Here is a 13,557-nt window from a genome sequence, read left to right as displayed (position 1 = left end):
AGAGGTGCTTGAATGATAGCTCATAATCACAAAAGATGTTAGAAACTATGAGCTGGAAATAAAAAATATGCCTTCTAAGCAGCTGGTGCAGCTTTAGCGGCTTCTTTTTGAAATTCCTCTAGACCTGGAAGAAGATTTTTGCGGAATGTAAAGAGATTTGCTTCAGTGGATGCAGCAAAAAATCCAGGCTTATAAGGTTTTTCCTCTTTATAATATGCCTCATAGACAGGAGCAACAATATTTTTATCTATCCATTCCATAAATTGATTGAGATAACTACCTGAAGAAAGTTTTGGAAGATCTTCATTAAATCTGTTCGTGAGGTCCTGAACTAAAGTATCCACTTTCCCTTTATTATTCACTGCAACACTTCTTAATTGTTTTTTTGAATCTTCCAGATTGTCCAGACGCAGAGCTTCCTGAGTTTCATGAACGCTTGCTGCCAATTGGTCTATTTCTGCGTTGTGCTCTGTAAATGTTTTCCGTAAATTATCCAATATCGTGAACTTTGCATTTTCTTCTGTGTCTGATAAATATAGTTGTCCTAACTGGAATATTTCTTGATTTATCTTCTGCAAAACTTGCCCCACCATGTCCGCTCTCTTTTGTATAAGCGCACTTTGTTTTTGAAGTGACTCCATTAATTCGCTAAATTCATCAATTTTGTTAAGAGGACTTTTTTGCGGCAGCTCTGAAAGTAATACTTTTATAGTCTCTACATTCTCGCTGCTCTGAAAAGCTAGCATGAGTTGATCATAAGTTTTGTTATACTCTTGGACTTGTTTTTTAAGCCCCGCATTTAGAAGATAAGTTTTCTCCTTATAAATCAAATTTCCTGACTCATTTAAAGTAAGATGTGAGTATTTTGAAAAATCACGTATTAAAGCGCCAAACTCTACTTGCTTTTCAATAAATTGAACAATATTACGATGATTATCTAATAATCGAGTAAAATTTGATCTTATCTTCTGTAAAGACTCTAAATCTATCTCTTTTGAAGAGATTGACTTCGAAGAGAGCTCATCGCGTAAAGTATTAGTTAAGGTCTCATGAAGATGATTATACCTATCAACTCTTTGTTCGGTAATGTCATCTAAAGGATAACTCCTTTCTTGAATCCGTAGAGAGGTTCCATTTACAGTAAACAGGGAAAATCCTGAAAGCTCTTTTTGTATCTCCAAAAGCTCTTGTCTTCGGTTTCTTTGCTCCTCAAGATAAGCATTGATATTATTTTGATTTTCCTCTAACCGGGTAAACCGTTCTTTTATCTTCTGTAAGAATTCGGCATTTAAAGGTTGGGACACCAACGAAAACTCATTAAAAATCTTAGCCAACTGTTCATATTGGTAATTATGCACCACCACCATTTGTTGCGTAGTATAATCCAGAACATAATTAGCACCTTCAAAAGGTAGAGCGTTTTCCTTTAAGATAATTTTCTGTAAATTTGATAACTTTTCTTTTATTTCTAAAAACTCTAGCCTGTTTTTTCTTTGCTCTTCAAGAAACGCAATAATGATTTTTTGATTTTCTTGTAATGCAGCGAACCGCTCTTTTTTATCCCTAAATGAAATTGGATCTACTGAAAATTTTTCGCCATTTAAGTCTTCGGATAATAGTTTATGAGCAAGATTATATTCTTCAACCAATCTTTTAGTTTGAATATCCAGAACATAAGTTCCTCCTTGATATTCTAATGAGTCATTCTGCAAAGTGAATTTAAGAACAGATTTTGAAAGTTTGCTTTTTACCTCTAAAAGATCCAGTCTGTTATTTTTTTTCTCTTTTTTATACGCAACAATATACTGTTCAATTTCAGTTTTACTTTCTCTAAGAGTCTTTAATTCTTGTTTAAAATCAATATTATCAGTATAACTGACCGATTTCTCTCCCGTCTCAAAAGCATCAACAATCTTTGCATGTGCTAAAGTATAATGCTCTATATTTTTTCTAATCGTATCGGAGATATAATAAGACTTGTTATCGTAATCAAAAAATTTTCTTTTTTCTGTTAGGAGTGGAAAATCTTTTTCAAATTGCTCTTTTAATTTCTTAATGTCTCTGCTTGTATTTCTAACATGGCGAACAATAATACAGTCTTCAGGGGAATCGGGTGAGAAACCTAAAGTATAAGTTAATAGTCTATGTAAATACCATTGTGACTTCTCATCATCTATTCCTTGTTCAAAATTATAGTCCAACACTTTTTGGTAATTCTGAAACCGTTGGTAAAACTCATGAGGAGCATTGGTAAATGCTTCATAAAGACTGGTCCTTTTTGCACAAAACTCTAAATCCTCGGCAATTAAATTTTTAATAATGTGCTGATGAGTTACGATAATGCTAGTAACTTGGGCAATATATTTTCTTTTCTCAGCTAATTGAGCAAGTATATTTTGTCGCTCTTTTATAATTTTTTCTCTGGTGTCTAGATCATCATCCCATTGCATTGAGGAAGTAAGTAGTTTTGCTTCATAGTCCGTAGCATTAAAACTTAAATTAACCGATCCTAAATCTGTGGCTAAATCCTTCGTACCTCTATTTGTATTATGATAAACAGAATCAATAATCCCTTTCACAGCAGATAACCCTTGCTGTCGGGTTTTAAGCTCTTTAATCTGTTTCCTAATCTCTGCATCTAATGATTTGGATATCTCTAATTTGTCTTCAATTAGTTTACAGACTTGTTCGAAATCAAATTTTTTCTTATTAATCTCATATACTTTATTAGCCATGTCCGCATATAAGTTGGAAGTTATTCTTCCCCCTTTTAAATTCTCGTAAATTTCGCTTGTTTTCTCCGTAATTTGCTCTATTTCCTCAAGAAGTTTTTGCAAACGTTCCAGATCTGCCCGAATTGCGTTCTGTAAACTAGGATCAATATTTTCTAGTTTAAATTGGATTTCAAAACTGCGTTGTTTTAATCGGGCATAAAGTGAAGCAACAGCGCTTTTGTTTTTTAAAAAAAGAGCACCATGTTTTTGAGGATCAAGTGTAGGGTATAAATCCTCTTCAATAGCAACAAGAGCCGTTTCAATCTGGCCTCTCTCTGCAATTGCTGCTTTCATCAGTTTATTATGATTCTGAAGTAAAATAATGCGCGCACTTCTGGGCATACGCTCTTCAAGACGCTCTTCGATCGCCTTTATTTGCTCCAGTAAATGAACGGTACAACTATTGAATTTCGATACTAAGGCTTTTGCATCTTGATTGATTTCCACACAGCGGTAGGTTTTTTGCTGAGTAGTTACTACTTGGGCCAATGCTTCAGCTTCGTCCGTTAAATGTTTTTCTTCTTTGTACTCCAGATCAGGTGAAAACGATTCAATTATAGGTGTCCGATTTTTTCTTTGTTTCTGTTTCGTTTTGTTATCTTTCATATAAGATACTCTTGTTTATTTGCCCCCACACCGGGTGATTATAAATTACCCACATTAAGTAATTATTAACTAATAATGTAAATTTTTAGAAAATTTGTTTATAAATTTGAAATATGAAGTTCAGCACTAGATCTATCTAAAAAGAGATTGAATATGCGTGAAAAAGAATTGAAGGAGTACAAAAAATATAATAATGAATACAGGGACAAATAAGGCTAAATTTCCTTTATTAATCGGTTTTGCTCCGCTATTGACGTTGACATTCATACTGTCTGAGTTGGTTGAATCATAAAAAGTATCTTTATCAACAACAATTGCCTGGGGTGGTAATTGTTCTGATTCTGTTCTGATACGATTGTTCTTTTTAACAGCTGTACCTATAGCCAGAAACTCGATAAGACCATTACCTAACTGATACACATAGGTTTTAACCCCTACGACATCATCGGCACCTATGGCCTGCGCTTCGTCATTGATAATTGCTAATGCATTCTCACGTGCATGATAAATCATGCGCGTCAGTTCATTAATTTCACCGCGCACAAATGCTTTTATTGCTGAAGTAATTCCTCCAACCAAACCGAGAGAGTAAACCGATGTACCTAATAATAATTTCACAGGAGCATACCCTAAACGAGCCATATTCCACATCTCAATATTCGTCATATCACTCGTTACGACATCATTATCAACATTGGTTATTAATTGAGGATTTTGAGAAGCGGTGCCTATCATGAGCATTTCATTCACTCCTCCAAACGGCAACACTGTTGTTTTAATACCCAATACCGCATTTGCTTTGTATTGTCGTGCATGATCAATAATACGATTTAAAGCCAGGTGCCTGGTTTTATTAAAAATATCGGAGTACTCCTTGATTTCACCACGTCCTAAAGTTTTTAAACTACCGATTAATCCCCGACCTAACCCCATAGAATAGGCGACATTACCAAAAGAAAAACAAATTGGTTTATAACCCGCATCAAGTTGTGCATATAACTCTTGTCCATCCGCCGAAGTTGAGAATGTTTCCTTATCCGTGTTACTTTCAGCATAAATCACTGAGCCTATTGATAAAAATTCAACATTAGCACCATGTAAAATCAATTGACTTGTAACTCCAGTGATTCCAGTTGCATTTTTGCTTACAGCTTCTTCTAACAAGCGCTTATAAGCAGTTTCTCTTCCTTCCGCAATAAGTGATGTAATCTGGTTTAATTCACCACCTAACATTGCTTTAAAACCCGAGCCAACACTGCCTATAATTCCTAAGGAATGAACACTGTTTCCCACCACAATAACACCCGGAGAATAATTTTTAAGTTGCAAACAAAATAGTTCGTTTCCAGATAATCCTGTGGTTACGGCCATAATCTATTCCTTAAAAATTATCCTTTTATATACATAGTGTAGATGGGATTTTGTCATTGTTATAAGAATGCGCTGCAGCTAACACAAGAGACAGTTGATGTAGACAATATATGATGTAGTAGCAAATTAATTATAGGCAAACTCTAAAGAGGTCTCTGATTGCTCTGAATCAAGATCTAAAATACGATAAACCTCTTGAGGAGTTTCCTCCTTAGGATGGAGTTGTTTTTGATAAGCATCATTTAATCGATACCCTATAAAGATAAGGGTTACCCCCAACGCGACTGGCCAAGAAGCTACGGCCGCAGTAATAAGAAATGCAATTCCCCCAACATTGAATGCCAAGTTTTTCAAAAATTCGAGATAATTTTTGCTGCATTCCTCATTGAGTTTTTTTAGGATTTGCCGATGATGTTCATCGTCCAAGATTGTACCATTTGTCAACTCACGTCGTACTGCAATAGAGGATCTTTGGTACTGTTTATATTCCTCTGAGGTGTTATACAGAGCATTCCCTAGCATACTAAATAAGGCTAGTCCGGCTAAAGCAAGTGGACCGCTACATAACATACTGATTGCAAAACAGGTGGCAATTATATTGGCTCCTACTATGTTAATTGCAAAATAAGTGCATTGAGCCCCCCATTCATCATTGAGTACATCAATTTGACGTTGTATGACTGCTTTTTCGAAGGGGGTTGCATCCTTTAATTGTGCCTGCAATTCGTGCATATGCTCCTGGTATTGGCTGGCTTCAAAAAGCCACTGCGCTAGAAACAATAATGTATCAAACGTAAGGAACACAACCGTGATTAGTGGAACAACAGAATCCGCTATATGAAAAAAGTTATTATAAGTAGTTAACAAACCTACTACCCCCCAAACTAAGTCACTAGCCATGATAAAACCGCGCTTTTCCATTTCTTGTTGCAGTACTTTCTTTGTTGATAATTCCTCACTTATTGCAGACTGGAGAATATGCTTGAGCATCAAGATTAAATTAATCATAAACCGGAACATATAGAGCAAAATACCCAGATCAGTAATGGCTTCACGTGAGTTATTCAGGAAATTAAGACCTTCGATAAAACTGTATTGATTACCAAGAACCTTATTGATCTCTTGAATCAAGTCGGATAAAGAACTCTTTTGCAGATAAATAATTACATAATTTGCAAGACCACGACTGTAGGAAAATTGAGAACGCCTAGTATTTAGTGTACCGATCTTTTGACGTAGCTTGGAAATACTAATGAAGGAGGACAGATAATCTAAAATACTTGTTTGAAATTCCTCTGCAATGTACCCAGGGAAACTATCAATTGATCCTCGCTTGTCTTGTGCAAGATCTATTTTATAAAATGCTTCTATATTTTTTCGAAGTTGTTTTAATTTTTTCAAATCAGAATCAACAAAATCGAGTTGATAGTAAGAAATCAGTAAATCACATAAAAAGTATAAATAATGTACTGTGGCACTCTCTTCGGTCCAAGAAGACTTATTCGATATAATCACTTGATTTAACGATAAGAACTCATCCTTTAATCGATCTAAATGAAACTCGTCTTCTTTAAAGGAAAAATCATTTTGTTTAAATGAATTATTAAAAAAAGTATGCTTTATGAGACCAATATTTGATTTTCCCATAAAAGAACTCTTTGAGATGAATTGTGAAGAATTGCTCAATTGTACTATGGGTCATTAAAAACAGATTAAATCAATACTGTTAATTTTCTGCAAAAAAACAGTTAAAAATAAAGAAATGATCAAAATAAAAATTAAACGGATGATTTAAGTACAAAGCCCCCCTCTTTTTTTTATAAAGACTAATTGATAAACTCACACCCCAAATAATCTATAATCCCGAGAAATAAAGTTGACTTTTGATGCAAATAATTCCTCTGATTCCATTGAAAAAAATTCTTTAGAAAAAGAGACAGTGGTTATTATTATTCCAACGCATAATGAAGCATTGGTCATTCAATCAACAATAGAACAAGTATTTGCATCAGTAGAACAAATTGAGCAACATGATGTGCATGTTTTAATTTTTGATAGCGCCTCTACAGATAACACCAAAAATATTGTTACTTCGTTACAGAATAATTATCCCAAATTACATTTACAAAATGAGCCCACTAAATCTGGCCTTGGGTCTGCGTACTTGCAAGCCATGAACTATGCATTAACTGCTCTGAATGCAGATATTGTTTTTGAGTTTGATGCAGATCTTTCCCACCAACCCAAATATATTCAACCCATGTTAGATATGTTACAAACGTGTGATTGTGTGCTGGGAAGTCGTTACGTCGAGGGAGGGAGTATTCCGGATAATTGGGAATTACATCGCAAATTATTCTCCGTTTTAGGTAATTACGTTGCTCGAGCAGTACTCACACCTAAATATAAGGATTTTACCAGTGGTTTTCGTGCCACTCGCCGGCAGCAACTTTTAAAAATTCTACCTCATCAATTTCTTACAAATCACTATGCATATAAAATGCAGTTGTTGTGGCTTTTACATAAAAATAAAGCAAAAATTCGTGAATATCCCATTGATTTCATCGATCGGAATAAAGGATACAGCAAATTACCTAAAAACAGCATTGTCGACTCGCTGCGTGTCGTTTTTACTTTGCGTTATCATGAAATTAAACGTTATTTAAAAATGTGTCTTGTTGGCTCGTTGGGTATTTTTGTACAATTTATTATCTACAATGTGTTGCGTGAATATTTTCAATTCTCACCTTTTGACGCGTCCCAAATTGCGGTATGCGCAGCAATCATAAATAATTTCGTTTTGAATAGCAAAATTACATTTAGCGTTCAAAAGAAATCACCATGGCCATTGAAAATAAGGCGTTTATTGTTTTTTTCTATTTATTCCATATTTATAATAAACTTACAAAGTTATTGGTTACGCCTAGGAGTTGTTTGTTTTGGCGCCGGCCCCTTACGTGAAAATATAATCATGGGTATCGGCATCGGTTTAATATCTCTTTTAAATTACTATACTTATTCACGTCATATATGGGCAGAAAAATATGTCTCTAGTAATTAAAGATAACAATTGTCACAAGAATGAATCAATCGGGAAATGGATATCCATCAGGGAAAAGAGCACACTATAGGCTTATTTCGTGGGAATTTTTTAGCTCACGAAGCGTTTATCTGTTTTTAACTCTGTATTTTATCATTTTACTCCTGTTAGCACCTATTAATGTATTATCGCTTGATACGTACTATTATTGGGATTGGAGTCGCCACTTGGCATTATCCTACTATGATGGCTCTCCTATGATTGCCTATTTCATTAGGTTAGCAACTTCATTATTCGGAGATAACTTATTTGCATTGAGCTTTATAGGCATTATCTGCATTGCATTAACGAGTGGGATTATTTATAAAAGTGCTCGATTTTTTTTATCCCGCGAAGCGAGTTGTATTGCAATGTTATCGTGGCTATTATCTCCACTGGTCACCTTAGATATTTTAAAACAAACAACCTATGATTCGCCCCTTACTTTATTTTGGTCATTAACTCTGTATTACACTATAAAATTTATTAAAACCAATAAAATAAAAGAACTCTACTTAATAGGGATTAGTGCAGGCTTGATGATGTTATCCAAATATAGCGGCATCGTTTTAATCCTTTCTCTGCTTATTTTTTTAATTTTTAGTACTTATCGCTCAATCTTGAAATCGAAACATTTTTATTTTGCTACGCTTCTAGCCATTATTATTTTTAGTCCAGTGATGCTCTGGAACTATCAAAATCAGTGGCAATCATTTATCTATCAGTTAACTACTCATAAACTTAATTCTGGAGTAAACCCTTTTTATCATACGATAGAAACATTTTTTACCTTATTTGTTCCTTCATTAAATATTATGCTGCTTCCTCCATTTTTAGTACGAAATCAAAAACTGGATGAAAAAAGTGCATTAATTATTAGATTGTGTCGTATCATTTGTATTACTTTTCTCTGTTTTTACTTATATACCGCAAGCCAAGCTGGGATAAGAGAGTTCTGGCTAACGCCTTATCTAATTAGCAGTGTGATTTTATTGGGATATTGGCTGACCACTTTTCCTTATCGTAAATTCGCTATTTTATTGCCTATATTGTACGTACTAATTAGCTTGTTCATTCTCATAGATAACACCTCTAAATTTAATCTTATCAAATCAAAAAAACTTATTTTCTATCATTTAATACAACAATTGAATGCGACAAATCCAAAATTACCCGATACGATTTTTACTTCTGGTTGGTTTGCAGCACGCATGCTCTTTTTTCTCCAAAACAAGCCTATCATCTATACTCTGGGTTGTGGCACTGAGCAAAACCAATATGCATTATGGAATACTGACATTAATAAAAAAATTGCAAATAAGACATTGAAAGAAATAGTGTATATTGATCAGTATGATCGTCAGAATTGCTTGGCACAATATTTTGATCAATGTCAAAAAATACCAACACATATATTTCCTTTTAAGCATAAGGAATATGCACTGAATGTTTATAAATGCCAGAACTTTTAAGAATTCAGTATAGCCTGAGTGAAGGCTCAGCCGAGCAGGTCCGCCTGAGTGCAACGAGAGATAGCCCTCTGTAGCTCTATGTTTCGCTAGAAGATCTCTCGTTGATGATGTAGGGCGTCACAGTTGACTAATCTTTTTTTAACGTATTTAACGAATTATGATACCATCCCTGTTATTAGATCTTGATAAGGACTATCGATGCTTAAATTACTCTTTCTTTTTATTACACTGATTTCTTCAGTATGTTTTGCTGATGAAAAAGAAATTGCCATCACTATAGATGATTTGCCCCTTGTCGCTTCAAGAATGGACACTCCAGGAAATCGCCAACGCTCCACCGAACGTTTTAGCCAAATCGTGCAAACATTCCAAAAATATAAAGTTCCAGTCACGGGATTTGTGATTGCAGGAGCGATTGAAAAAGGGCAATGGGATTTCTTAGAGCAATTCCAGAAAGCAGGCTTTATGTTGGGAAATCATACTTATTCACATTATAACCTGAATCAGATCAGTGCTGATAAATATATTGCTGATGTGGCTCGTGCCGATAAGATTCTTACGCCAATAATGACCCAACCAAAATATTTTCGCTATCCCTATCTCGCAGAAGGCAATAAAGATAAAAAGCAAAAAGTATTTGATTATTTAAAAGAACATAATTACACCATTGCCCCGGTAACCATTGATAGTAAAGATTTTGACTTTAATGAAATGCTTTATAAAGTCCCATTTCGTTCCCGAGAAAAATATGTTCAAAAAATAAAACCACGATATTTAGCTTATATATGGAAACAAACCTTAAGAGCGGAAAAAAATGCTAAGGGTGAAAACAGCAAGCAAATATTATTAATTCATGCCAACCTTCTTAATAGCTATTTATTAGGGGATATTTTAGAAATGTATCAAAAAAATGGATATAAGTTTATTAGCTTAGCTGAGGCGCTGAAAAATCCAGCACCAATCATTAATTTCTCTCCCTCTATGAAAAAAGATACCCTTGGGGAGCAACTGGAAAGCGAATTCTTGAGTTTTCCAAAGCCAAAAGAAAATTATGTAACACCTGAGTAAATTCGTTTACTACCTGGGTGCGGCGAAATGGAGCCCAGGTATTTCTTAAGCAGTCCCCGGGGTCCTCTTCGCTGCACCCAGGTATACAATGTGAACAAGTAAATCAGTACAGGAGATTATATGTTAATAATTGCTATTGTTTTTTTTCTTCTTGCAATAGTGTGTGGCTTTTTTCTTTTTACAGCAATACTACAAGACAGACCTGTAAATAGAACGGTGAGGAATTTACATGCAGTTTTTGCAGCCTTAGGTTTGCTCATCGTCATTGTTCACACGTCTGCATTCATGACAGGTAAAGCGACACTACTTGTCGCGAGCTTAATTCTTTTAATTATTGCTGCATTGGGTGGATTAAGCTTGGTTGCACTTGCTAAGAAAGGAAAACAAATTCCTAAATTGGCAGTACTCGTTCATCCTATAATGGGTCTTGCCGGATTAGTTTCTTTGATATTCTATGTATTACCCTAATTATTCCGGTTCAAACTTATTTTTCAAACGTTCACGAAGCGATTGAAGCAATATTTTTGATGCTTTATCTGGTGATCCTGAATCAAAAGGTGGTTCGGGATCATATTCCAAACCGAGCTGTAAACTTTGCGCTACGTTTTCGTCTGTCAGTTTTGCAGCAAGAAACAAGGCCATATCGATACCCGCTGAAACCCCAGCTGCAGTAATGATTTTTCCATCGGTTACAAAGCGTTTATGCATCGGTATGGCACCCCAATTTTCTAATCGATTCATTACCGCCCAATGCGTGGTTGCCTTCACCCCAGATAAAATTCCTGCAGCACCTAGGATCAAACTTCCAGTACATACTGAGGTAGTCCATAAAGTATGCTCATGAATCTCTTTGATCCATTTAAGGATTTCAGGACATTCACGTAATGCAGTTGCATTACCAGCACCTGGAATCAACACAATATCAGTATGGGAGATATCCGTTAATGCATGCTCAGCAATGAGTGTGAGTCCGGAACAAGTACGTACCGGTCCACTCTTTAAAGCAACCCGTTGCACAATTACTTCTGGCAAACGACTAAGTACCTCATAGGGACCAATAGCGTCCAGAGCGGTCATCCCTTCATAGAATAAGAAAGTAATGTGCAGTGGTTTATGCATCTCTGTTATCCTTTTTTAACAAATTGAGATTTTAATTTCATGGCACCAATTCCATCAATTTTACAATCAATATCATGATCCCCTTCAACCAAACGAATATTTTTTACTTTGGTACCAACTTTTACTACTTGAGACGATCCTTTTATTTTTAAATCTTTGATTACAGTAACCGTATCTCCATCTTGCAGAATCTGACCATTTGCATCTTTAATCACGCGTAGATCATCGTGAATCTGTTCTTCTGCTCCATCTTTTGCCCATTCATAGGAACATTCAGGACAAATTAATTGATTACCATCTTCATAAGTATATTCTGAACTACATTTAGGGCATTGAGGTAGAGAGGACATAGTTTGTTCCATTCAAAAAGAATAATAGTATAGCAAAAACTCGATTAGTCTCCTACAACGGTAATAAGCAGGTGCCGTTCTTGCGCTTGATAGCGATGCTCATAGAGATAAATCCCCTGCCACGTACCTAAAGCTAATTGCCCATTTTGTATAGGTAGGGTTAAGCTGGTTTGAGTTAATACAGTACGAATATGTGCGGGCATATCATCTTGCCCTTCAATCACATGTTTAAAAAGTGGATCCCCATCGGGAATTAATCGAACCAGAAACTGTTCCAAATCCTTGCGAACTTGAGGGTCATAGTTTTCACAAAGCATCAAAGAAGCGCTTGTATGCTTGAGAAATAAATGACATAAGCCTTTTTGGATTGCGGCTTTTGATTGCACAGTCTTTACGTTAGCAGTAATATCCTGAGTACCTCGACCTGAAGTATTAAAGGCTATGGGGAATTGTTCAATTTTCATAAGATTGTCGATTACGTTATTAGTCCATTTACTATCGCAAAATTCACGTTACGATTCAAAGCAAATCATCAGGATCTACCATAGAACCAATAATAGACAGTACTTTATGTCTGGATTTATCTCCTCGTTGCAAGGTTATTTGTCTTATTGGTACTTTAAATATCTCTGCAATATATCTCAAAAGTGCTTTATTAGCGCGACCTTCAATAGGTGGTGTATTTAAGCGAATTTTAAGCTCACCCTCATGAAGACCGACAATCTCTGTTTTTTTTGCACCTGGCTGAACATATAAACGAAGGGTTAACCCTTCAGCATCGTGTTGATACCACACTTATCCCATCACCCTTTGGCGTTTTAAATAACCCAAGTTAAAGGATTTATTAATGGGTTACAAGATAAATTAGCTTAGAGAAGATCAGATCCTGGGCTACAGCTTCGCATTCACCCAGATGATCCAATTGATTTAGTTAGTAAGACTAATAGAAGACGCTACTTGTTCCATACTACTATAATTTTTTCCAAGTAATCGGATATCACTCTCTAACATACGTCGATTAGCTTCCTCCATCTCCTTTTGAGCATCTTGCATTTTACGTGTATTAGAAAAGAACGAATCGACCGTACTTGCAATGCTTATTTGGTTTTTCCCAATTTGAGATTGAAACCATGATGTAACACGAGGAGCAGGACACTCTTTAGTGATTAGGCGCACGGGAAGTTTGCCATCGCTTAATGGTTGAGCCAAGTTATCCCCTGCTTTTTCTAAACGCTCCAATAAAGAAGGATCATTTGTTTTAATTGCATGGCGTATAGTCGCGTCACGAATGATTGTCAGCATTTTTGTGTATTTTTCAACCTTCTCTTGTGCTGCACCTTCTACGAGCTTCTTGGCGGCTGTATAAGCTAAATTCTCACCATCAAAAATAATGTGAGGATCTTTTGCAAATATTTCTAAAATTTCTGGACGACCTGTGGATAAAATAACACTCATAGTCGTTTTAGTGGCTTTAGGATTTTCAAAGCTAAGATCAGGGTGTTGTGCAATAAACTCTATCAAATCTAACGGAGGTGTTAAGAGAAGAACGACTCGCATCAGAAGACTTCTTCCACTGGTATTTACTGCATTGATTAACTCTGGATGATCATTAATCAAATTTTTAACTTGTTCATATTCTTTTTTAGTTACAGCTTGCCATAGTGCTTCTTCATGTGGCGTCATTTTTCTCTCCCTTTTATAAAAAATTAGACACATTA

At 35.5% G+C, this 13,557-nt stretch carries 12 protein-coding genes; 4 read left to right on the top strand and 8 right to left on the bottom strand.

Annotated features, from left to right (window positions below):
* Positions 1 to 74: 74 nt before the first annotated feature.
* The 3 genes from ACWTEW_RS04190 to ACWTEW_RS04180 all read right to left on the bottom strand — a co-directional run bounded on the left by ACWTEW_RS04190 (position 75) and on the right by ACWTEW_RS04180 (position 6,398).
* The gene (locus tag ACWTEW_RS04190; RefSeq protein WP_454780507.1) at positions 75 to 3,380 is read right to left on the bottom strand and encodes a hypothetical protein; all 3,306 of its coding nucleotides are present in this window, start codon (positions 3,378 to 3,380) and stop codon (positions 75 to 77) included.
* A 132-nt stretch (positions 3,381 to 3,512) separates the two neighbouring features.
* Complete coding sequence (locus tag ACWTEW_RS04185) at positions 3,513 to 4,751, bottom strand: heavy metal-binding domain-containing protein (protein ID WP_454780506.1); 1,239 nt, start codon at positions 4,749 to 4,751, stop codon at positions 3,513 to 3,515.
* 126 nt (positions 4,752 to 4,877) lie between these two features.
* Positions 4,878 to 6,398, bottom strand: a complete 1,521-nt coding sequence (locus ACWTEW_RS04180) for a hypothetical protein (RefSeq protein ID WP_454780505.1) — start codon at positions 6,396 to 6,398, stop codon at positions 4,878 to 4,880.
* Positions 6,399 to 6,627: 229 nt separating this feature from the next.
* Between ACWTEW_RS04180 and ACWTEW_RS04175 the strand changes: the two genes are divergently transcribed.
* The 4 genes from ACWTEW_RS04175 to ACWTEW_RS04160 all read left to right on the top strand — a co-directional run bounded on the left by ACWTEW_RS04175 (position 6,628) and on the right by ACWTEW_RS04160 (position 10,838).
* Complete coding sequence (locus ACWTEW_RS04175; protein WP_454780504.1) at positions 6,628 to 7,812, top strand: glycosyltransferase family 2 protein; 1,185 nt, start codon at positions 6,628 to 6,630, stop codon at positions 7,810 to 7,812.
* A gap of 20 nt (positions 7,813 to 7,832) precedes the next feature.
* Positions 7,833 to 9,302 carry a glycosyltransferase family 39 protein gene (locus ACWTEW_RS04170; protein WP_454780503.1) on the top strand — a complete coding sequence of 490 codons (1,470 nt, stop codon included), beginning with the start codon at positions 7,833 to 7,835 and terminating at the stop codon, positions 9,300 to 9,302.
* A gap of 198 nt (positions 9,303 to 9,500) precedes the next feature.
* A complete protein-coding gene (locus tag ACWTEW_RS04165) occupies positions 9,501 to 10,370 on the top strand; it encodes a polysaccharide deacetylase family protein (protein WP_454780502.1) in 870 nt (289 codons plus the stop codon).
* Positions 10,371 to 10,490: 120 nt separating this feature from the next.
* Positions 10,491 to 10,838, top strand: a complete 348-nt coding sequence (locus ACWTEW_RS04160) for a hypothetical protein (RefSeq protein ID WP_454780501.1) — start codon at positions 10,491 to 10,493, stop codon at positions 10,836 to 10,838.
* Here ACWTEW_RS04160 and ACWTEW_RS04155 read toward each other — a convergent pair whose 3' ends face one another.
* The 5 genes from ACWTEW_RS04155 to ACWTEW_RS04135 form a co-directional block, all read right to left on the bottom strand.
* Positions 10,839 to 11,489: a DJ-1/PfpI family protein gene (locus ACWTEW_RS04155; RefSeq protein WP_454780500.1), complete on the bottom strand. Its 651-nt coding sequence runs from the start codon at positions 11,487 to 11,489 to the stop codon at positions 10,839 to 10,841.
* 5 nt (positions 11,490 to 11,494) lie between these two features.
* Positions 11,495 to 11,839: a zinc ribbon domain-containing protein YjdM gene (locus ACWTEW_RS04150; RefSeq protein WP_454780499.1), complete on the bottom strand. Its 345-nt coding sequence runs from the start codon at positions 11,837 to 11,839 to the stop codon at positions 11,495 to 11,497.
* Positions 11,840 to 11,883: 44 nt separating this feature from the next.
* The gene (locus tag ACWTEW_RS04145; RefSeq protein WP_454780498.1) at positions 11,884 to 12,303 is read right to left on the bottom strand and encodes a secondary thiamine-phosphate synthase enzyme YjbQ; all 420 of its coding nucleotides are present in this window, start codon (positions 12,301 to 12,303) and stop codon (positions 11,884 to 11,886) included.
* A gap of 55 nt (positions 12,304 to 12,358) precedes the next feature.
* On the bottom strand, positions 12,359 to 12,634 hold the full coding sequence (locus tag ACWTEW_RS04140) for a DUF167 domain-containing protein (protein WP_454780497.1): 276 nt from the start codon (positions 12,632 to 12,634) through the stop codon (positions 12,359 to 12,361).
* Between the two features lie 132 nt (positions 12,635 to 12,766).
* Complete coding sequence (locus ACWTEW_RS04135) at positions 12,767 to 13,522, bottom strand: hypothetical protein (protein ID WP_454780496.1); 756 nt, start codon at positions 13,520 to 13,522, stop codon at positions 12,767 to 12,769.
* Positions 13,523 to 13,557: the final 35 nt, after the last annotated feature.

The sequence above is a fragment of the Legionella stuttgartensis genome (genome assembly GCF_977063405.2).
Note: the sequence above shows the minus strand (reverse complement) of the source record. Positions and strands in the feature narration are given on the sequence as shown.